This is a genomic window from Kitasatospora sp. NPDC048540 (assembly GCF_040651175.1).
Taxonomy (GTDB): Bacteria; Actinomycetota; Actinomycetes; order Streptomycetales; family Streptomycetaceae; genus Kitasatospora.
Genome location: NZ_JBEZIR010000062.1, coordinates 29,792 through 47,744, shown reverse-complemented (window position 1 = coordinate 47,744; position 17,953 = coordinate 29,792). Strand labels below are relative to the sequence as shown.

Annotated in this window: 17 protein-coding genes; 9 read left to right on the top strand and 8 right to left on the bottom strand. The window is 75.4% G+C overall.

Annotated features, from left to right (window positions below; genetic code table 11):
* Positions 1–125 precede the first annotated feature (125 nt).
* Both AB0D08_RS23430 and AB0D08_RS23425 read right to left on the bottom strand, forming a co-directional pair.
* Entirely contained in the window at positions 126–1,088 is a 963-nt protein-coding gene (locus tag AB0D08_RS23430; protein ID WP_359891274.1) for an alpha/beta hydrolase, read from the bottom strand.
* 117 nt (positions 1,089–1,205) lie between these two features.
* On the bottom strand, positions 1,206–2,426 hold the full coding sequence (locus tag AB0D08_RS23425) for a pyridoxal-phosphate dependent enzyme (protein ID WP_199520448.1): 1,221 nt from the start codon (positions 2,424–2,426) through the stop codon (positions 1,206–1,208).
* Between the two features lie 85 nt (positions 2,427–2,511).
* Here AB0D08_RS23425 and AB0D08_RS23420 point away from each other — a divergent pair, with 85 nt between their 5' ends.
* Positions 2,512–3,120, top strand: a complete 609-nt coding sequence (locus AB0D08_RS23420; RefSeq protein ID WP_033823539.1) for a GNAT family N-acetyltransferase — start codon at positions 2,512–2,514, stop codon at positions 3,118–3,120.
* A 37-nt stretch (positions 3,121–3,157) separates the two neighbouring features.
* Here AB0D08_RS23420 and AB0D08_RS23415 read toward each other — a convergent pair whose 3' ends face one another.
* From AB0D08_RS23415 to AB0D08_RS23405, 3 genes are all read right to left on the bottom strand, one after another.
* On the bottom strand, positions 3,158–3,460 hold the full coding sequence (locus AB0D08_RS23415; protein ID WP_051813773.1) for a hypothetical protein: 303 nt from the start codon (positions 3,458–3,460) through the stop codon (positions 3,158–3,160).
* A gap of 81 nt (positions 3,461–3,541) precedes the next feature.
* A complete protein-coding gene (locus tag AB0D08_RS23410; RefSeq protein WP_033823538.1) occupies positions 3,542–4,309 on the bottom strand; it encodes a lysophospholipid acyltransferase family protein in 768 nt (255 codons plus the stop codon).
* A 238-nt stretch (positions 4,310–4,547) separates the two neighbouring features.
* Positions 4,548–4,985: a DUF4395 domain-containing protein gene (locus AB0D08_RS23405; protein WP_033823543.1), complete on the bottom strand. Its 438-nt coding sequence runs from the start codon at positions 4,983–4,985 to the stop codon at positions 4,548–4,550.
* Between the two features lie 235 nt (positions 4,986–5,220).
* Here AB0D08_RS23405 and AB0D08_RS23400 point away from each other — a divergent pair, with 235 nt between their 5' ends.
* The 6 genes from AB0D08_RS23400 to AB0D08_RS23375 all read left to right on the top strand — a co-directional run bounded on the left by AB0D08_RS23400 (position 5,221) and on the right by AB0D08_RS23375 (position 11,323).
* Positions 5,221–5,634: a thioredoxin family protein gene (locus AB0D08_RS23400; RefSeq protein ID WP_033823542.1), complete on the top strand. Its 414-nt coding sequence runs from the start codon at positions 5,221–5,223 to the stop codon at positions 5,632–5,634.
* A 401-nt stretch (positions 5,635–6,035) separates the two neighbouring features.
* Complete coding sequence (locus AB0D08_RS23395; RefSeq protein ID WP_082526941.1) at positions 6,036–6,821, top strand: electron transfer flavoprotein subunit beta/FixA family protein; 786 nt, start codon at positions 6,036–6,038, stop codon at positions 6,819–6,821.
* A 68-nt stretch (positions 6,822–6,889) separates the two neighbouring features.
* Entirely contained in the window at positions 6,890–7,852 is a 963-nt protein-coding gene (locus AB0D08_RS23390; protein ID WP_033823536.1) for an electron transfer flavoprotein subunit alpha/FixB family protein, read from the top strand.
* Between the two features lie 229 nt (positions 7,853–8,081).
* Complete coding sequence (locus AB0D08_RS23385; RefSeq protein WP_359891268.1) at positions 8,082–8,486, top strand: DUF4259 domain-containing protein; 405 nt, start codon at positions 8,082–8,084, stop codon at positions 8,484–8,486.
* A 164-nt stretch (positions 8,487–8,650) separates the two neighbouring features.
* Positions 8,651–10,087, top strand: coding sequence for an acyl-CoA synthetase (locus tag AB0D08_RS23380; RefSeq protein WP_359891265.1), 1,437 nt, complete (start codon positions 8,651–8,653; stop codon positions 10,085–10,087).
* A gap of 180 nt (positions 10,088–10,267) precedes the next feature.
* A complete protein-coding gene (locus AB0D08_RS23375; protein ID WP_359891262.1) occupies positions 10,268–11,323 on the top strand; it encodes an NUDIX domain-containing protein in 1,056 nt (351 codons plus the stop codon).
* 90 nt (positions 11,324–11,413) lie between these two features.
* Here AB0D08_RS23375 and AB0D08_RS23370 read toward each other — a convergent pair whose 3' ends face one another.
* Complete coding sequence (locus AB0D08_RS23370; RefSeq protein ID WP_033823531.1) at positions 11,414–12,172, bottom strand: hypothetical protein; 759 nt, start codon at positions 12,170–12,172, stop codon at positions 11,414–11,416.
* 66 nt (positions 12,173–12,238) lie between these two features.
* On the opposite strand from AB0D08_RS23370, the gene AB0D08_RS23365 reads away from it, so the two are divergent.
* Positions 12,239–12,982 (top strand): DUF4184 family protein, encoded by a 744-nt coding sequence (locus AB0D08_RS23365; protein ID WP_359891259.1) that lies wholly within the window; start codon positions 12,239–12,241, stop codon positions 12,980–12,982.
* A 229-nt stretch (positions 12,983–13,211) separates the two neighbouring features.
* Positions 13,212–14,486, top strand: a complete 1,275-nt coding sequence (locus AB0D08_RS23360) for a geranylgeranyl reductase family protein (protein WP_033818422.1) — start codon at positions 13,212–13,214, stop codon at positions 14,484–14,486.
* Positions 14,487–14,544: 58 nt separating this feature from the next.
* On the opposite strand, the gene AB0D08_RS23355 is transcribed toward AB0D08_RS23360, so the two are convergent.
* Positions 14,545–16,827, bottom strand: coding sequence for a glycosyl hydrolase family 18 protein (locus AB0D08_RS23355; RefSeq protein WP_359891257.1), 2,283 nt, complete (start codon positions 16,825–16,827; stop codon positions 14,545–14,547).
* Between the two features lie 133 nt (positions 16,828–16,960).
* Positions 16,961–17,941, bottom strand: a complete 981-nt coding sequence (locus tag AB0D08_RS23350) for a helix-turn-helix domain-containing protein (protein WP_033818413.1) — start codon at positions 17,939–17,941, stop codon at positions 16,961–16,963.
* Positions 17,942–17,953 lie beyond the last annotated feature (12 nt).

The window sequence follows — 17,953 nt, the reverse complement described above, 5'->3', positions numbered from 1 at the left end:
CCGATGGTACTGCAGGGGGGACCCTGTGGGAGAGTAGGACGCCGCCGAACAATTCTTCAGTAGAAGCCCCTCCGGGTTCCCCGGAGGGGCTTCTCACATTTCCGGACAATTTTCGGGCGGAATCGTCAGTCGTCGAGGCCCTGGACGAACTGGATCAGGGCCTCGCTGACCTCCTTGGGGCGTTCCTGCTGGGTCCAGTGTCCGGTGCCGGGGAGCCAGAGGATCTCCTGGAGCCGGGGGACGTGGTGGTGGAGTCCGTCGAGCGCGTCCCGGGCGTGCGGGCTGGCGGCGACGAGGTCGCGCTCGCCGACGATCAGCAGGGCGGGGGCTTCGATCCGGGCGCCGTGCCAGGCGGAGGTGAGCTCCCAGTTCCGGTCGAGGTTGCGGTACCAGTTGAGCGGGCGGGCGAACCCGTGGGCGCTGTACTCGGCGGTGTAGAAGTCGATGTCGGCCTCGGTGAGCCAGTCCGGCAGCTCGGCCGGGTCCTCGAAGAGGTCGAGGAAGCCGCCGCCTTCGGGGACCAGCGGCATGCCGGTCTCGCCGAGCCGGGCGCGACCGGCGAACATCCGGCGGAAGGTGGTCGGCAGGTCGTGGGCGAGTTCCGCCTCGGCGGGGCCGGGCTGCTGGAAGTAGAGCATGTAGTAGGCGTCGCCGATCAGGTGGCGCAGGGTGGCGGTGGGGAGTTTGTCGCCGCGCGGGAACGGCGGTACGGACAACCCGACCACGCCGCGGACCAGGTCCGGGCGGAGCAGTGCGGTGTGCCAGGCGACCGGGGCGCCCCAGTCGTGGCCGACCACGACGGCCCGTTCGGCGCCGAGGGCGGGGAGCAGGCCGAGGGCGTCGCCGGCCAGGTGCAGGATGCTGTACTGGTCGACGGCGTCCGGGCCGCCGGTCGCGCCGTAGCCGCGCTGGTCAGGGGCGACGGCGTGGTACCCGGCGTCGGCGAGCGCGGTGAGCTGGTGGCGCCAGGAGTACCAGCTCTCCGGGAAGCCGTGCAGCAACAGGACGAGGGGGCCTTCGCCGGCTTCGGCGACGCGCATCCGGAGGCCGCTGCTGGATCGGACGATGCGGTGCGTGATCTCGGACATGGTGACGGGACTCCCTGCTCGGAGTGGGCCGCGGAGCGGCTGAAGCCGTGTCAGGTCTACCTCAACTGGCCCGGATGACGGAAGCGCGCCCCGGGTGCCCGAACGCCCGGGGCCCGGTCAGACCGTGATGCCGGCCGCTGCGAGCCGGGCTTCGACGGCGGACCAGGTGGCGTCGACCGGCGCGACGGGATGGTTGCCGACAGCACGGTCCTTGAAGCCGCTCGAGGTGGTGACGCACACCGCGGCGCCGTCGAAGGCCCCGGTCCCCTCGAGCGCGGTGAAGCCGGCGAGCCCGGCTGCGGCGGACAGTTCCACCCACAGGCCCTGGCGGGCCAGTTCGCCCTGCGCGGCGCGTAGTTGGCGGTCGTCGACGAGCAGCGCCCGATCCGCGTCCCGTTCGAGGGCGAGGACCCCGCGGAAGCCGCCGACCTCGCAGGAGATCGCGTAGGCGTCGGTCGGGCCGGTCCCGACGCGGGCGGCGGGGCGGCCGGCCCGGACGGCGGCGGCCAGCGGCCCGGCGGTCGCCGGCTCGCAGGAGAAGATCCGCGGCAGGCGGTCGGTGAGGCCGAGCCGCCGCAGCTCGGTGAAGCCCTTCCATACGCCGAACAGCAGTTCGCCGTAGCCGGTCGGGACGAACACGGCGTCCGGCACCCCCAGGTCGAGGTAGATCTCGTACGCGACGGTCTTGTAGCCCTCGGGGCCGAAGCCGTGGCCGGTGTGGGTGACGGTGGTGTTGCTGACGGGGTGGAAGCCGGTCCGCTCGACGATCCGGCGCATCAGCGGCCAGCGGGCCGCCTCCTCGACCGGGAGGACGACCGCGCCGTAGGACTGCAGGAAGGACGCGACCGCGCCGGGCATCGTCGCCGAGGCGAGCACCACGCACGGCAGCCCGGCCCGGGCGGCGTACGCGGCGGCGGAGGCACCGTGGTTGCCGGAGGAGGCGGCGACGATGCCGGGCGCGCCCGCGCCGAGTGCGGCGCTGACCGTGACGCGGTTCAGCCGGTCCTTGTGGCTCCAGGTCGGGTTGCGGGACTCGTCCTTGACGTACAGTCCGGGGCCGATCGGCACCAGCGGGGTGCGGCCCTCGCCGAGGCCCGGGGCGTGCAGCGGGGGGAGCAGCGGTGCCCAGCGGTCGAGGCCGGCCGGGACGGGTGCGGTGCGGTCGAAGAGCGCGGGGTCCACCCGGTCGTAGGCGTAGTCGACCTCGACCGGGTAGGCGAGGTGCTCGGTGGCGGTGGCCGGGCAGCCGGTGGTGAGCGGCGGCCACAGCGGGTAGCGGACGGACGGGTCGCCGAGGGAACGCTGGCCGGTCGCGAGGGAGTCGCTCGTCGTCGTCATGGTCAGCCAGCCTAGAGCCAGGGCCCGGGGTCAGGGCCCGTGTGGCGGGAGGACCGGACCCCGCGCCCCGGCCTATGGTGGGCGGATGACCACCGGACAGCAGCCCGGCCCGGCCCGGGTAGCGGGACCCGCGGACCTCGGGGCCGCCGTCGAGACCCTGACCACCGCCTTCTTCGACGATCCGCTGTGGGGCCCGGCCTTCCCCGAGGTGCTGCGGCGGGCCGAGCAGGCGGCGGCGATGTGGCGGGTCTACCTGACTTCCGCGCAGCGCTACCCGTGGACGCTGGTGACGCCGGGGGTGGAGGCGGTGTCGGTGTGGATCCCGCCGGGCGGTACCGAGCTGACGCCCGAGGAGGAGGACGGCCTGGAGGGGCTGCTGACGGAGCGGGCCGGGCCGGTGGTGGCCCGGTCGATCATGGAGATCGGCGCCCAGCTGGAGGAGGCGCACCCGGCCGAGCCGCACTTCTATCTGACCCTGCTCGGCACCCACACCGCCCACCGCGGCAGGGGCCTGGGGATGGGGCTGCTCGCGCAGGGGCTCGAGCAGGTGGACGCGCTCGGGGCGCCCGCCTACCTGGAGTCGTCCAACCCGGCCAACCTGGGCCGGTACGAGAGCGTCGGGTTCACCGCCCGGGGCCGTATCACCACCGCCACCGGGCACGTGGTGACGACGATGTGGCGCCCGGCGCGCTGAGCCGTCCCGGGGCGCAGGCCCCGCGTCGGGCCCCGGGTCAGGCTGGGCGGCAGGTCTCGCAGCGGTGGCCGTCGATCGCCGTCACCGGCTCGCGGGCCGCGGCCCGGACGGCGGGGCCGCCGTCCCCGGTCAGCCGGTCCGCAGTCCGTCTGCCGCACAGGACGGCGCGGTGGGCGTTCCGTTGCACCTCGGGCCGGGGCGGATTGCCGTGCCGGAGAACCGCCTGCAGCACCTCGATCACCCCGGGCCGGCAGGTGACGGTCCCGGTGGCGGCCAGTTCCCACAGGAACGGGACCGCGGCGACGGTCGCGTCGAAGACGGCCGGTTCGATCGTCCCCACCCGCGCACTCCGCTCCGCGGTCCGTCGTGGCCCGTGGCCCGCGGCCCGTGGTCCGGTCCGGCCGGGGGTGTCGGCCTGCTGTCAGCGGGCCTCGCGGCGGGCGGCCTTCTCGGCGTTCTCCGCCTCGTCCTCGGCCTCGGCGACCTCCAGGGTGGGCGCGGTGCCGCCGAGGTGCGCGGGGAGCCACCAGGTGTCCTCGGGGCCGGCGGGCTTACCGGGGTACTCGCGCTGGGCGCGGTCGAGCATCTCGGTCATCGCGGCGCGCAGCCGGCGGGTGACCATCACGGGCTTGTCCTGCGCGGTGAGCTCGATCGGCTCGCCGATCATGATGGTGACCGGCACGTGGCGCTTGGTGAGGGTCTTCGGGCGGCCCTTGGTCCACAGCTGCTGGGTGCCCCAGAGGATGACCGGCAGCAGCGGGGCGCCGGAGTCGGCGGCCATCCGGGCGGCGCCGGTCTTGAACTTCTTCAGGGTGAAGGAGCGGCTGATGGTGGCCTCGGGGAAGACGCCGACCACCTCGCCGTCGCGCAGCGCCCGGACGGCGGCCTCGTAGGCGGGCTGGCCGTCGGTGCGGTCCACCGGGATGTGCTTCATGCCGCGCATCAGGGGGCCGGAGACGGGGTGCTTGAAGACGTCGTCCTTGGCCATGAAGCGGGTCTTGCGCTTGCCGCCCTTGAAGGCGCCGAGTCCGGCGAAGAGGAAGTCCAGGTAGCTGATGTGGTTGCTCACCAGCACCGCCCCGCCGGTGGCGGGGATGTTCTCGGCGCCCACGATGCTGATCCGCACGTCCAGCGCGCGGAAGCAGGTGAGCGCGGCGCGGATCACCGGCGGGTACACGAACTCTGCCACGTCAGCCCTACTTCCCACGGGCTGGTGCCCGGTCAGGTGGTACCCGGGGCGCAGGTCGGGGCCGTCCGAGACGCGGCACGCGGCAGCGGCCACGGGTGTGTTACTCGGAGATGATCCCTCGAAGGGGTGCCCGCTGTCACCTGAGCGGGTCCGGCTGCCGGGATTTGCCGTGGGGTTCCCGGCAGCCCTGAGACCTGTGTCTCACCTGGTCGGTCTCACCTGGTGCGTCGCGCCGCGCTCACCCGGCGGCGGCCCGCCGGGTGGTGAGGCGGTCGCGGCCGCGGCGCGTCAGCAGGTAGAGCTCGCAGCCGAGGCAGTAGCCGAAGGCGGCATTGAGGAAGGCGGCGGCCAGCGCGAGGGCGGTGGCGACCTGGCCGAGCAGGTCGGCCCCGGTGAGGTAGCCGGCGGTGCCGGCCAGGGCGAAGACCAGGCCGACGCCCTGGGCGAAGCGCGGTGGCCGGGCGTCCTCGAGCTCGCGCGGCGGGCCGAGCCGGGGCCGCAGCAGGTAGCGGTAGAGCAGGCCGTACGGCGAGTACGCCAGGCCGGCCAGCGCGCCGACGGCGAACACGGCGGTCTGGGCGGCGAGCAGGGGGCCGCTGCCGGTGATCAGGGCGGCGGCGAGCAGGAGGCTGGTGAGCGCGGCGGCGAAGCGCGGCCCGCGCGGGTCGATCTGCATGCGGGACTCCGGGTACTGCGAGGTGGGGCGGCCGGCCGGACCGGCGGCGGCTGACGGCGGAGCGGGGTCAGCGACAGCGGGAGGCGGTGGCCCGGCACAGGTCGACCACGCGGCGGCTGGTCAGCCGGGTCGTCCGGGCGGGGAGGGAGTCCACCCGGTGATCGTACGGGCCCGTGCCCGCCGGGTCGAGGCCCTGCCCGCCCGGTCCTCCTCGTGGGTGGCGCACACTGGGGCGGTGACCGGATGGGTGGTGTGCGGGGCGGTGCTCGCGCTGGCGAGCGCCTTCGGGCTGTGGCGTGCCGCGCGGGACGGGAGGCTGCGGATGCGGGCGAAGGACGGGGCGGTGCGGCTGTCGGCCGCGGACCTGGGGGCCGAGCTGGGGGAGCGGGCGACGCTGGTGCAGTTCTCGACGGCGTTCTGCCAGCCCTGCCGGGCGACCCGCCGGGTGCTGGCCGAGGTGGCCGCGATGGTGGACGGTGTGGCGCACCTGGAGCTGGACGCCGAGGAGCGGCTGGAGCTGGTCCGGCGGCTGGAGGTCCTGCGGACGCCGACCGTGCTGGTGCTGGACGCCGGGGGCCGGGTGGTGCGCCGGGCGTCCGGGCAGCCGCGTCGGGCGGACGTGATCGCGGCGCTGGGCGAGGCGGTCTGAGGCCCGGTCGGGCCTGCCACGGGGTGATCGCCGGGCGCGCGGCGGAGCGGTCGTCAGCCCGCTGCCTGTCAAGACCTTCAATCTCACAGCCCATCTGCCGCCCAGTCAGGTGGTATGCGGGCCGCACTGGGGCAGGATGGGGCGAAGACGGCAGTGCAGCCGTTCCGTCCCCCTTCCGTCCGGGCGTCGTGTCCGGGGCAGGTGCGGGGTGCGGGGCGGTCGGCCGGGGTCCGGGCAGCACTAAGCTACTGGCCAGTAGTGACGGCTAAGCTACTGGCGAGTATGCTGCCAGGAAGTTCCGGACGGGCTCAGGAAGACGCAGCCCGCGTGGGCCTGGAAGCGTCAGCTCCGCCCATTGCACAGCCGCAGCCGCCGGACGAGACCAGTACAGGAGACAGGCCGTGAGCTTGAGGATCGTTGTCTGTGTGAAGTACGTGCCCGACGCGACCGGTGACCGTCGCTTCGCGGACGACACCACCACCGACCGGGAGGGCGTGGACGGCCTCCTTTCGGAGCTGGACGAGTACGGCGTGGAGCAGGCGCTCCGCATCGCCGAGGCCTCCGGCGACGCCGAGGTCACCGTCCTGACGGTCGGCCCGGACGACGCCAAGGACGCCCTGCGCAAGGCCCTGTCCATGGGTGCCGACAAGGCCGTCCACGTCAACGACGACGACATCCACGGCACCGACGTGATCGGCACCTCCGCCATCATCGCCAAGGCCCTGGACAAGGTCGGCTACGACCTCGTGGTCTGCGGCATGGCCTCCACCGACGGCACCATGGGCGTGCTGCCGGCGCTGCTGGCCGAGCGCCTGGGCCTGCCCCAGGTCACCCTGCTCTCCGAGGTCTCGGTCGAGGGTGGCGTGGTCAAGGGCCGCCGTGACGGCGACGCCGCCACCGAGCAGGTCGAGGCCGAGCTGCCCGCCGTCGTGTCGGTCACCGACCAGTCCGGCGAGGCCCGCTACCCGTCCTTCAAGGGCATCATGGCCGCCAAGAAGAAGCCGGTGCAGTCGCTGGACCTGGACGACCTGGACATCGAGGCGGACGAGGTCGGCCTGGCCGGCTCCTGGACCGCCGTCGAGGCCGTCGCGGCCCGCCCGGCCCGTACCGCCGGCACCATCGTCAAGGACGAGGGCGAGGGCGGCAAGCAGCTGGCCACCTACCTCGCCGAGCAGAAGTTCATCTGACCCGTTGGACGTGGTGGCTGCCGGGCACGATGTGCCGGGCAGCCAGGAGATACAGGAGACATTGAGCAATGGGTGAGATTCTCGTTCTCGTCGACCACGCCGACGGCGCGGTCCGCAAGCCGGCCCTCGAACTGCTGACCCTGGCCCGCCGTATCGGCGAGCCCTCGGCCGTGGTCCTGGGCGCCGGCTCCGCCGCCGCCGAGATCGCCGCCAAGGCCGGCGAGTACGGCGCGGCCAAGGTGTACGTCGCCGACGGCGCCGAGTTCGCCGACCTGCTGGTGGTGCCGAAGGTCGACGCGCTGACCCAGATCGCCAAGGCCGCCGACGCCGCCGCGGTGCTGGTCACCTCCTCGGGCGAGGGCAAGGAGATCGCGGCCCGGGTCGCGCTCCGCCTCGGCTCGGGCATTATCACCGACGCCGTCGACCTGGAGGCCGGCGACGGCGGTCCGGTCGCCACCCAGTCGGTGTTCGCGGCCTCGTTCCAGGTCAAGTCCAAGGTCACCAAGGGCGCGCCGGTCATCACCGTCAAGCCGAACTCCACCAGCCCCGAGGCCGCCCCGGCCGCCGGCGCGGTCGAGAACGTCACCGTCGAGTTCACCGGCAAGGCCGCCAAGGTCACCTCGCGCACCCCGCGGGTGTCCTCGGGCCGCCCGGAGCTGACCGAGGCCGCGATCGTGGTCTCCGGCGGCCGCGGCGTCGGCGCCAAGGAGGGCTTCGGCGTGGTCGAGGAGCTCGCGGACGCGCTCGGCGCGGCCGTCGGCGCCTCGCGTGCCGCCGTCGACGCCGGCTGGTACCCGCACACCAACCAGGTCGGCCAGACCGGCAAGCAGGTCTCGCCGCAGCTGTACGTCGCCGCGGGCATCTCCGGCGCGATCCAGCACCGGGCCGGCATGCAGACCTCGAAGACCATCGTCGCCATCAACAAGGACCCCGAGGCGCCGATCTTCGAGCTGGTCGACTACGGCGTGGTCGGTGACCTGTTCACCGTCCTGCCGCAGCTGACCGGCGAGGTCAAGGCCCGCAAGGGCTGACCCGCCGAGCACCTCGCCGAAGGGCGCGGCACCCGGACCCCCGGGCCGCGCCCTTCGGCGTGCCCGGCCGCCGGCGCCGGGCCCCGGTGACGTGTCGGCGGTGCGCCGGTGTGCCGGTGGGGTGTCGGTGGTGTGCCGGTGTGCCGGTGGGGTGTCGGTGGGCCGTGCCACGATGCGGGCGGACCGGGCGGACCGGGACCGTCGGGATCACCGGACGTGGGAGAGCGGCATGGGCACCTGGGACCTCGGACCCTTCGACAACGACAGCGCGGCGGACTTCTGCGGCAGCCTCGACCGGGCGGGGGAGGCGGAGCGCGCGGGGCTGCTCCGGGCGGCCCTGGACGCGGCGGCCACCGCCGAGGGGTACCTGGACGGCGACGAGGGCGCACCGGCCGTCGCCGCGGCCGCGCTGGTCGCCGCGCAGCTGACGGGCGGCGCCGGGTCCGGCTCCGCGTACGGGCCCAAGGAGCCGCTGCCGGAGCTGCCCGGCGACCTGCGGCCGCTCGCCGTCCGCGCGCTGGACCGGGTCACCGGCGGGGACTCCGAACTGGCCGCGCTCTGGGACGACGCCGGGCACGGCGAGATGTGGCGGCGCGACCTCGGCCGGCTCCGGGCCGTGCTGACGGCACCCTGACGGGCGGCCTGACGGCCGGCCTGACGGGAGGTCGGCCGGGGCGGGGGGTGCCGGCCGCAGTGGTGAGGCCGCAGTGGGGAGCCGCCGCGGCCGTCCGGGCGTGCGCCGGAGTGCGGGGGCGATCGGCCCGCGCGGGGCACCGGTGCGCCGGTAGGCTCCCGGGCATGGGACTGCTGACGGCACTTGAAGGCGGCTTCGGCGACGCGGCGGACGCACTGGTGGTCGACGGCCGGCCGCTGTCGCGCGAGCAGCTGCTCGGGGCGGCGACGCTGGTGGCACAGCGGGTGGCCGGCGCCCCCGCGCTGGCCGTGCTCGCACGGCCGGCCGCCGAGACGGTGGTGGCGGTGGTCGGCGGGCTGCTCGCCGGGGTGCCCGTGGTGCCGCTGCCGCCCGACTCCGGGCCGAAGGAGCGCGGCCACATCCTGCGCGACTGCGGCGCGACCCTGCTGGCCGTGCCGGCGGGCGAAGGGGCGGCGGGCGACGCGGGAGCGGGGGAGGAGATCGAGGCGCTGCCGGTCGACCTGACGGCGCGTTCGGGCGGATCCTTCGCCGAGCCCGCCGGGGACCGTCCGGCCTTCGTGCTCTACACCTCCGGCACTACCGGCCCGCCCAAGGGTGCGCTGATCCCGCGGTCGGCGGTCGCCGCCGACCTGGACGCGCTGGCCGCGGCCTGGCGGTGGACCGCCGAGGACACCCTGGTGCACGGCCTGCCGCTGTTCCACGTGCACGGCCTGGTGCTCGGGGTGCTCGGCGCGCTGCGCACCGGCAGCCGGCTGGTGCACACCGGCCGGCCCACGCCGGAAGCGTACGCGGGCGCGCGCGGCAGCCTGTACTTCGGCGTGCCGACGGTGTGGTCCCGGGTGGCGGCGGACCACACCGCGGCGCGCGCGCTGGCCGGGGCCCGCCTGCTGGTCTCCGGCAGCGCCCCGCTGCCGGTGCCGGTGTTCGAGCAGCTGGCCGCGGTCACCGGGCACGCCCCGGTCGAGCGCTACGGCATGACCGAGTCGCTGATCACCGTCTCCACCCGGGCCGACGGCGAACGCCGCCCCGGCAGCGTCGGCCTGCCGGTCGACGGGGTGCGCACCCGGCTGGTCGGCGAGGACGGCGAGCCGCTGCCCGCGGACGGCGAGAGCGTCGGCGAGCTGCAGGTGGCCGGGCCGACGCTGTTCTCCGGCTACCTGAACCGGCCGGACGCCGACGCCGAGTCCTGGACGGCCGACGGCTGGTTCCGGACCGGCGACGTCGCGGTGGTCGGGCCCGACGGGTTCCACCGGATCGTCGGCCGCGCCTCGGTCGACCTGATCAAGAGCGGCGGGTACAAGATCGGCGCGGGCGAGGTGGAGGCGGCGCTGCGCGACCACCCGGCCGTCGCGGACGCGGCCGTGGTCGGGGCCCCCGACAGCGACCTCGGCCAGGCCGTGGTCGCGTACGTGATCGCCGACGGACCGGTGACGGGCGAACAGCTGACGGCGTTCGTGGCCGAACGGCTCTCGGTCCACAAGCGGCCCCGCCGGGTGGTGCTGGTGGACGAGCTGCCCCGCAACGCGCTGGGCAAGGTGCTGAAGAAGCAGCTGCTCCAGACCGCTACCCGAGCGCTCTGAGGGGCGCCGGGCGGGGAGCGGGCGCCGCCCGCGCGGCGACGGCGGACCGGCGGCGGACAGGTCCGAGGCATGGGGACCGGGCGGGCGCGGGTACCACCAGGGGTGGGTGTGGCCGCCGGACGGCGCGGCGTCAGGCGTCCGGCGCGGCCGCGCCGGGCGGGGCCGACGACAGGGGAGACAGTGATCGTCTGGGTCAATGGTCCGTACGGGGCGGGCAAGACCAGCGCCTGCCGGGAGCTGGTGGAACTCCTGCCCGGGAGCCTGCTGTTCGACCCCGCCCTGGTCGGGGCCGGTCTGCGGCGGGTGCTGCCGGCCGACCGGTTCGCGCCGGTCTCCGAGATCCAGGACCTGCCGTCCTGGCGGCGGCTGGTGCCGGAGGTGGCGGCGGCCCTGCTCGCCGAGGTGCCGGGCCCCCTGGTGGTGCCGATGAGCCTGCTGCGCGAGGACTACCGGGACGAGATCTTCGGCGCGCTGGCCACCCGGGGCCTGGCGGTGCACCACATCGTGCTGGACCCAGAGGAAACGATCCTGCTGGACCGCATCGGGGCGCGCGAAGAGCACCCCGGCCACCCCGGGCGGACCGAGCGGCTCCGCGACCGCTCGCTCGAACAGCTGCCCCGCTACCGCCAGGCCAGACGCTGGCTCGCCCGCGACGCCCACCTGCTCGACACCTCCGGCCTGACCCCCCGGCAGACCGCCGAACGGCTCGCCGAACTGGTCGAGGGCGGCGACGCCCGCTGCCCCATCGTGCGCAGCGACGACGCCACCGGTGACACCGTGGCCGCCGCCGTGCTGTTCTTCGACGAGCAGGGCCGGGTGCTGCTGGTCGACCCCGTCTACAAGCCGTCCTGGGAGTTCCCCGGCGGCGTGGTGGAACGCGGGGAGGCGCCCAGCGATGCGGCGCTGCGCGAGACCGCCGAGGAGCTCGGCCTGCACCTGGACTCCGCCGCGCTGCGCCTGCTCGCCGTCGACTGGGAACCCTGCACCGGGCCCCGCCGGGGCGGCCTGCGGCTGATGTTCGACGGCGGACGGCTGGACGAGCAGGCCCGGGCCCGGATCCGGCTGCCCCGCGACGAACTGCGCGGCTGGCGGTTCGTCACCCCGGACGAGGCCGCCCGCCTGCTGCCGCCCAACCGGCACCGCCGCCTGGTCGGCGCTCTGGAGGCCCGGGCCCAGGGGCGGCTGCGCTATCTGGAGGCCGGGCTCCCGGCGGCCGTCGGCGTGCCCTCCGGGTGATGGCCACCGGGGAGCCTCCCCGCGCGGGTGCGCGCGGCGGCGTCCGGGCGGACGGGCGCGGCGCGGGTGCGCTCGGGAGGCCGCGGCGGCTCAGAAGTCCGGCCGGGCCCGCAGGGCCGCCAGCGCGGGCGGCACCCGCTCGGGGGCGGCGAACGACCAGCCGGGGAAGCCGCCCCAGGCGATCGAGGTCCGCAGGTACCCGACCAGGGTGATCCCCGGCCGGCCGCCGACCCCGTCGACGACCGGGTCCGCGCAGTCGTCCGGCAGCGCCAGGTCGAAGCCGGCGCCGCTGACGTTGGCCCGGCGCGGCCCGTCCGCCCGGTGCGGCGTGTCCGGGAAACCCTGGTGGAAGCCGTCCTCGGGAGGGAGGTCCGGGTACTCCCCGGCGTCCTTGCGGTACTCCTCCCACTCCTCACGCAGACACTCCACCGACGGCAGCCACAGCGGGTCCGGGTAGAGCGGTGCGACGTGCCGTGGCGGACCGGCCGCAGCCGGGTACCGGTGGCCGAGACCGAGGGCCGCGCAGTCACCCACGAAGGAGACCCCGCCGAGGACCCGCAGCCCCGCCTCGTAGGCGGCCGGAAGCCGCCCGATCTCGGCGGCCAGCCGGTCGAGCGCGGCCAGGCAGTCGCCGGTCGGCCGCTCCCGGACCAGCCAGGCCGGGACGAAACCGAGCCCCGCCAGCTGCTCCTCGATCCGGCCGATCTGCCGGTCGGCCCGCAGCATCGTGGACTCCGCGACCGCGGCGACGTCCTCGCGCAGTGCGTCGGGGACCGGCCCGAGCGCGCGCAGCTCCGCCCAGACGGCCTCGTGCTCGCCGTCGGCGTACCGCCGGTGGTAGGAGGTCATCCCCGCAGCGTATCGAGCGGCACCGACAGCGGATGCGGTGGACGGCGGGGCGGGGAGGATGGACACATGCCGTTCACCTTGAGTCATCCGGCGGCGGTGCTGGTGCTGCTGCGCCGGGCCGGGGAGCGCGGCCCGCTGGTGGCCACGGCGCTGGTGGCCGGGTCGATGGCGCCCGACGTGCCGTTCTTCGCCGAATCGCTGCTGCCGGGGGTCTACCGCCACGGCGGGCCGACGCACCGTTGGTGGGCCGCGCCGACGCTGGACGTCGCCCTGACGGCGGCGCTGGCGGCCGGGTGGCACCTGTTGTGGCGCGGGCCGGTGGCGGCCCTGCTGCCGGCCGGCTGGATCCCGGCCGCGGCGGGCGACGGCCCGCCGCGGCCCGGGCCGTTCGCCCTCTCGGCGGCTATCGGGGCGGCCGGCCACCTCGGCTGGGACTCCTTCACCCACCGGGACCGGGCGGGCGTCCGGCTGCTGCCGGTGCTGAACCGGCGGGTCGCCGGGGTGCCGCTGTACACGGCGCTGCAGTACGGGAGTTCGCTGGCGGGTCTGGCGGTGCTGGCGCGGTACGCGGCGGCGGGGGCCGGCTCGGCCGCCGCCGCGTCCACTGCTTCCCCTGCCGTCCCGGCCGCCGAGCGGGCGGCGGTACGGAGGATGGCGTGGGCGGCGGCAGCGGCGGGGGCGGCGCACCGGCTGGCGCGGCGCCGGGGCGGCCGGATCGACGAGCTGTGCTTCGGCGCCGGGGCCGGGCTGGCGGTGGGGCTGGCGGCGTGGACGCTGCTGCGCGGGGCGGGGGCCGGCCGGGCCCGGTGAGCGTTCGGCGGCCGGACCGCCCGGGTGCGCCGCAGGCGGGCGGCCCGGCGGCGGCCGGGTGGTGTCGGAGGGGACCGGCGGCGGGCCCGGCGAGGCGGCGGGGTAGCCCCGCGGTGTCCGGCGCGACTTCGCCAACGTGCCCTAGCCGGCGTCAGCGGGTGGGCTCCCGGGGCCCGCTGGGGCCGCCACCTGCGATCGACGGGAGCCGGGGCGTCTACCATTGGCCGACGTGACTGATACCGGTAGCTCGCTTGGCCAGGACCCGATGGACTTCACCGACTCCGACAGCGGCCCCGACACCGAAACGGGCGCCGCCGGACCCGACCCGCTGGGCGGCGTGTGGGACGTGGTGGTGGTCGGCGCCGGCCCGGCCGGCTCCTCCGCCGCGTACGCCGCGGCCGTGCAGGGCCGGCGGGTGCTGCTGCTCGACAAGGCCGAGCATCCCCGCTACAAGACCTGCGGCGGCGGGATCATCGGCTTCTCCCGGGACAGCCTGCCGCCGGACTTCAAGCTGCCGCTGCAGGACCGCATCCACGCCGTCACCTTCGCGCTGAACGGCCGGTACACCCGCACCCGCCGCTCCAAGCGGATGCTGTTCGGTCTGGTCAACCGGGACGAGTTCGACCTGCGTCTGACGCAGTCCGCCGAGCAGGCCGGCGCCGTGCTGGTCACCGGCGTCACCGTCACCGGCGTGGAGCAGCAGGACGGCGAGGGCGGCGGCACGGTCTCCGTCACCACCTCCGACGGCCGCCGGGTCGAGGCGCGGGCGGTGGTCGGCGCGGACGGTTCGGCGAGCCGGATCGGCCGTCACGTCGGGGTGAGCTTCGACCAGATCGATCTCGGCCTGGAGGCCGAGATCCCGGTGCCCGAGTCGGTCTCCCGGCACTGGGCCGGCCGGATCCACCTGGACTGGGGCCCGCTGCCCGGCTCGTACGGCTGGGTCTTCCCGAAGACCGACTCCGGCACGCTGACGGTCGGGGTGATCTCGGCGCGCGGCGACGGCGAGCGGACCAAGGAGTACCTGGCCGACTACATCCGCCGGCTCGGCCTGGCCGGTTTCACCCCGAGCGTCGAGTCGGGCCACCTGACCCGCTGCCGGGCCGAGGACTCGCCGCTGTCCCGCGGCCGGGTCCTGGTGGCCGGTGACGCCGCCGGGCTGCTGGAGCCGTGGACCCGCGAGGGCATCTCGTACGCGCTGCGCTCGGGCCGGCTGGCCGGTGAGTGGGCCGTCAAGGTGGCCGAGGCGGACGGCGGGGCGGACGTGCGCCGGCAGGCGCTCAACTACGCGTTCGCGATCAAGGCCGGACTGGGCGTGGAGATGCGGGCGGGCAAGGTGATGCTCGCGGCCTTCGAGCGCCGGCCGCAGGTCTTCCACGCGGCGGTCTGCCTGGTCGCGGCGGCCTGGCGGGCGTTCGCCCGGGCGACCCAGGGCCACACCAGCTTCGCCGAGGTGATGCGCGACCACCGGGCGGCCCGCAAGCTGGCCGCCGTCGCCGGCCGCTGAGCCGTACGGGCCCCGGGGCGGGCGGCGGTCCGCGCCCGCCCGCGCCGGGGCCCGGCGGTCACTTGAGGCCGCTGTCGAGGGCGGTGATCAGGGTGCCCGACGGGGTGTCGCCGGACATCTCCCAGACCATCGCGCCGAGCAGGTTCTGCGACTTCAGGTAGGCGGTCTTCCGGCTGATCGACCACGGGTCGTCGAAGGTCCACCACTGCCCGCCGGCGCCGGTGTAGCCGAAGGTGGAGACCGACTGGGTGTCGTGGTGGACGGTCAGGTTCGGCACGCTTACCAGCAGGTTGGCGTACCCGCGGGTGCCCGCCTCCTCGGCGAACTGCCCGGGCGCCGCGCCGCCGGCCGGCTGCCACTCGCCGTCCGCGCCGCCGTCGGCGACGGCCTGCCAGCCGCGGCCGTAGAACGGGAATCCGATGGTCAGCTTGCGCGGGTTCACCCCGGCGCCGAGGTACGCCCGGACGGCGCCGTCGACGCTGAAGTGGAAGCCGTACGGGTCCTGGGCGTCGGGGTAGAGGTCGGCCTGGTGACCGGTGCGGTTCGGCTCCCAGGAGTTGTCGCTGCCGGCGCCGTGGAAGTCGTAGCCCTGGATGTTGGCCACGTCCAGAGACCGGAAGATCTTCGTCAGGTCCCAGCCCTGGCCGATCTTGACCGGGTCGGCAGGCGTGAACGCGGTGAGCAGCCGGTGCGGACCGCCGAGGGCGTCCAGCTGCTTGCGGAACTCGGCCAGCAGCAGGGTCAGGTCGGCCTTGTCGGCCGGCGACCAGTGGTTGCCGGGGTGGCCGTCGGGGGAGCCGGGCCACTCCCAGTCCAGGTCGATGCCGTCGAAGATCCCGGCCGCGACGCCGGGCCCGCCGGCGCCGTTGTACGCGGGCAGGTCGCCCTTGATCCAGGTGTCCACGCAGGACTTGACGAACTTCTGCCGGGAGGCGTCGGTGGCCGCCACGTCGCTGAAGTACTTGGAGTAGGTCCAGCCGCCGAGCGAGACCACCACCTTGAGGTTCGGGTACTTGGCCTTGAGCTTCTTCAACTGGTTGAAGTTGCCGCGCAGCGGGCCCCAGCCGTCGTCGGCCACGCCGTCGACCGACTGGGCGGCACTGAACGGCCGGGCGTAGTCGGCGTCCGCGTCGCCGGCCCCGGTGCCCTGGTCGGGGTCCTGCGGGTCGGCGGTGGTGCCCTTGGTGACGCCGGCCAGGCAGGTCAGGTTGACCGGGTCGATGTTCTCGAAGGCGTAGTTGATCACGTCGAGCTTGGCCGCGCTGCCCGAGGTGTCGAGGTTCTTGACGAAGTACTGGCGGCCGTAGATGCCCCACTGGGTGAAGTAGCCGACCCGGGTGTACTTTCCCGCACCGGCCAGGTCGCCGGTGGTGACGGTGAGGGCGGCGGAGGCGGGCGAGGCGTTGTCGGCGGCGTCCCTGGCCTTCACCGTGAAGGTGTAGGCGGTCGCCGGGGCCAGGCCGGTGACGGCCGCCGTGGTGCCGGTCACGGTCTGCACCTGGACGCCGTCCTGGTACAGGTCGTAGGCGGCCACCCCCTGGTTGTCGGTGGCGGCGTTCCAGGCGAGCGTCACGCCGGAGCCGGTGACGGCGGTGGCGCGCAGGCTGCCGGGCGCGGTCGGCGGGGTGGGGTCGGTGGCGGGGTCGACGGTCCGGGCGCTGACCGCGGCGCTCGCCGGGCCGGTGGTGCCGCGGGTGTCCTTCGCCCGGACGGTGAGGGTGTAGGCGGTGGCCGGGGTGAGCCCGGTGACGGTCGCGGTGGTGCCCGGGGCGGTGGCCAGCACGGTGGCGCCGGACAGCACCTCGTACGAGGCGACCGGGAAGTCGCCGGGCGCGGCCGCCGTCCAGCTCAGCGCGAGGCTGTGCGCGGTCGCGCCGGTCAGCTGCGGGGTGCCGGGCGCGCCGGGCGGCACGTCCTGGCCGCCGTCGCACTTGTCGCCGTTGATCCGGCAGTTGGCGGGGGCCGTGATCGGGCCGGTGGCCACGAACCAGAAGCTGTAGGGCTCGGTGGTGGCGTGCGGCTGCACGGTGCCGTTGTAGTAGGCGTTGACGGCGCTGACGTGGCGTCCGCTGACCGTCGCGGTGCCGTTGTAGCTGCTGCTGATCGTCACCCCGGCGGGCAGGTCGAACTCCAGCGTCCAGCCGGTGACGGCGGTCGCGTTGTCGTTGTGCACCACGAAGGTGCCCTTCCACCAGGAGCCGTTGTCGGCCGTGGTGAAGACGGCGGTGAGCCGGCCCGCGGCGTGCGCGGGCGTGGCGGCGAGCAGGGCGAGCGGAAGGACGAGCGAAGCCAGCAGGGCCAGGAGTCTGCCCCTGGCGTGGTGCCTCGACCGGACGAGCATCGGTGCTCCCTGTGTGGTGTGGGGGATCCGTACAGGGGTGCCGGGGAGCCACTGGCACTGTAGGTGGACCGGATCGGCCCGTCAACAGGTCCAGACCACAAGGGAGTTGGGCCGCGCCAGGCGGCGGCGCCGGTCAGCGGCAGAGCTGGTCGCCGAGCGGGCTGCGCGCGTACAGCACCGCCCGGCCGTGCCGGGCCCGGGTCACCAGCCGGGTGGCCGACAGCACCGCCAGGTGCTGGCTGACCGCGCCCGGGGTGACGCCGAGCCGGCGGGCCAGCTCGGTGGTCGAGCACGGCTCGGCCAGCAGCGTCAGCAGCCGCGCCTTCGGGCCGCCGACCAGCTGTTCCAGGGCCCGCGGCGGGGCCGGTGGGCGGCAGGCGCCGCCCAGGGTGGCCTGCCCGCGGGCCGGGTAGGTGATGGCCGGCGGATGGCGGTCGCTGATCGAGCTGATCGCGCCGCGGGCGAAGCAGGTCGGCAGGAACACCAGGCCGCGCCCGCCCACCTCGACGTCCACCTCGCCGTGCCGGCAGCCCCGGCTGATCGTCAGCACCCCCTCATCCCAGTGCAGCCGGCCGTCCAGGTCGCGGAAGACCGCCGCCGCGCCGCGCTCCGCCAGCACCCGGGAGCGGTGCACCAGGTCGGCGTGCAGCACCGAGCGGGCCCGCGGCCACCAGGCGGGGTGCAGGCAGAGCTCCCAGTACTCCTCCAGCGCGTCGGCGATCCGCGCCAGCAGCCGGGCCGGGTCGGCGAGGCCCTCGGCCAGCGGCGAGGGGACCGGCCGCCGGCCCGGCGCGAACGTCCGGGCCAGCTGCCCCGCCAGCTCCCCGGGCGGCAGGGCCCGTACCTCGGCCAGCTCCGCCCGGACGTCCGGGAACGGCACCGCCGGCCGCGGGGTCAGGAAGTCCGGTACGTAGCCGTTGTCGGCGACCAGCGACCGCAGCAGCGTGCCGTCCAGCCGCTCGAAGGCGGGCCGCATCGGCTCGAACCAGGGCCGCTGGTGGGGGTGGCGCCCGGGCCGGGTCCACATCTGGAGGCTCAGCACCGCCTCCTGCAGCGGTGAGCAGGCGAAGGAGACGGCGGCCAGCGCGTCCAGACCGAGCCGGAAACGGTGCACACGCCCCCCAGG

Bases quoted from the DNA above. Each gene is read 5' to 3' on its own strand.
- AB0D08_RS23430 (WP_359891274.1), bottom strand. From the start codon at position 1,088: ATGTCCGAGATCACGCACCGCATCGTCCGATCCAGCAGCGGCCTCCGG.
- AB0D08_RS23425 (WP_199520448.1), bottom strand. From the start codon at position 2,426: ATGACGACGACGAGCGACTCCCTCGCGACCGGCCAGCGTTCCCTCGGC.
- AB0D08_RS23420 (WP_033823539.1), top strand. From the start codon at position 2,512: ATGACCACCGGACAGCAGCCCGGCCCGGCCCGGGTAGCGGGACCCGCG.
- AB0D08_RS23405 (WP_033823543.1), bottom strand. From the start codon at position 4,985: ATGCAGATCGACCCGCGCGGGCCGCGCTTCGCCGCCGCGCTCACCAGC.
- AB0D08_RS23390 (WP_033823536.1), top strand. From the start codon at position 6,890: ATGGGTGAGATTCTCGTTCTCGTCGACCACGCCGACGGCGCGGTCCGC.
- AB0D08_RS23385 (WP_359891268.1), top strand. From the start codon at position 8,082: ATGGGCACCTGGGACCTCGGACCCTTCGACAACGACAGCGCGGCGGAC.
- AB0D08_RS23380 (WP_359891265.1), top strand. From the start codon at position 8,651: ATGGGACTGCTGACGGCACTTGAAGGCGGCTTCGGCGACGCGGCGGAC.
- AB0D08_RS23370 (WP_033823531.1), bottom strand. From the start codon at position 12,172: ATGACCTCCTACCACCGGCGGTACGCCGACGGCGAGCACGAGGCCGTC.
- AB0D08_RS23365 (WP_359891259.1), top strand. From the start codon at position 12,239: ATGCCGTTCACCTTGAGTCATCCGGCGGCGGTGCTGGTGCTGCTGCGC.
- AB0D08_RS23355 (WP_359891257.1), bottom strand. From the start codon at position 16,827: ATGCTCGTCCGGTCGAGGCACCACGCCAGGGGCAGACTCCTGGCCCTG.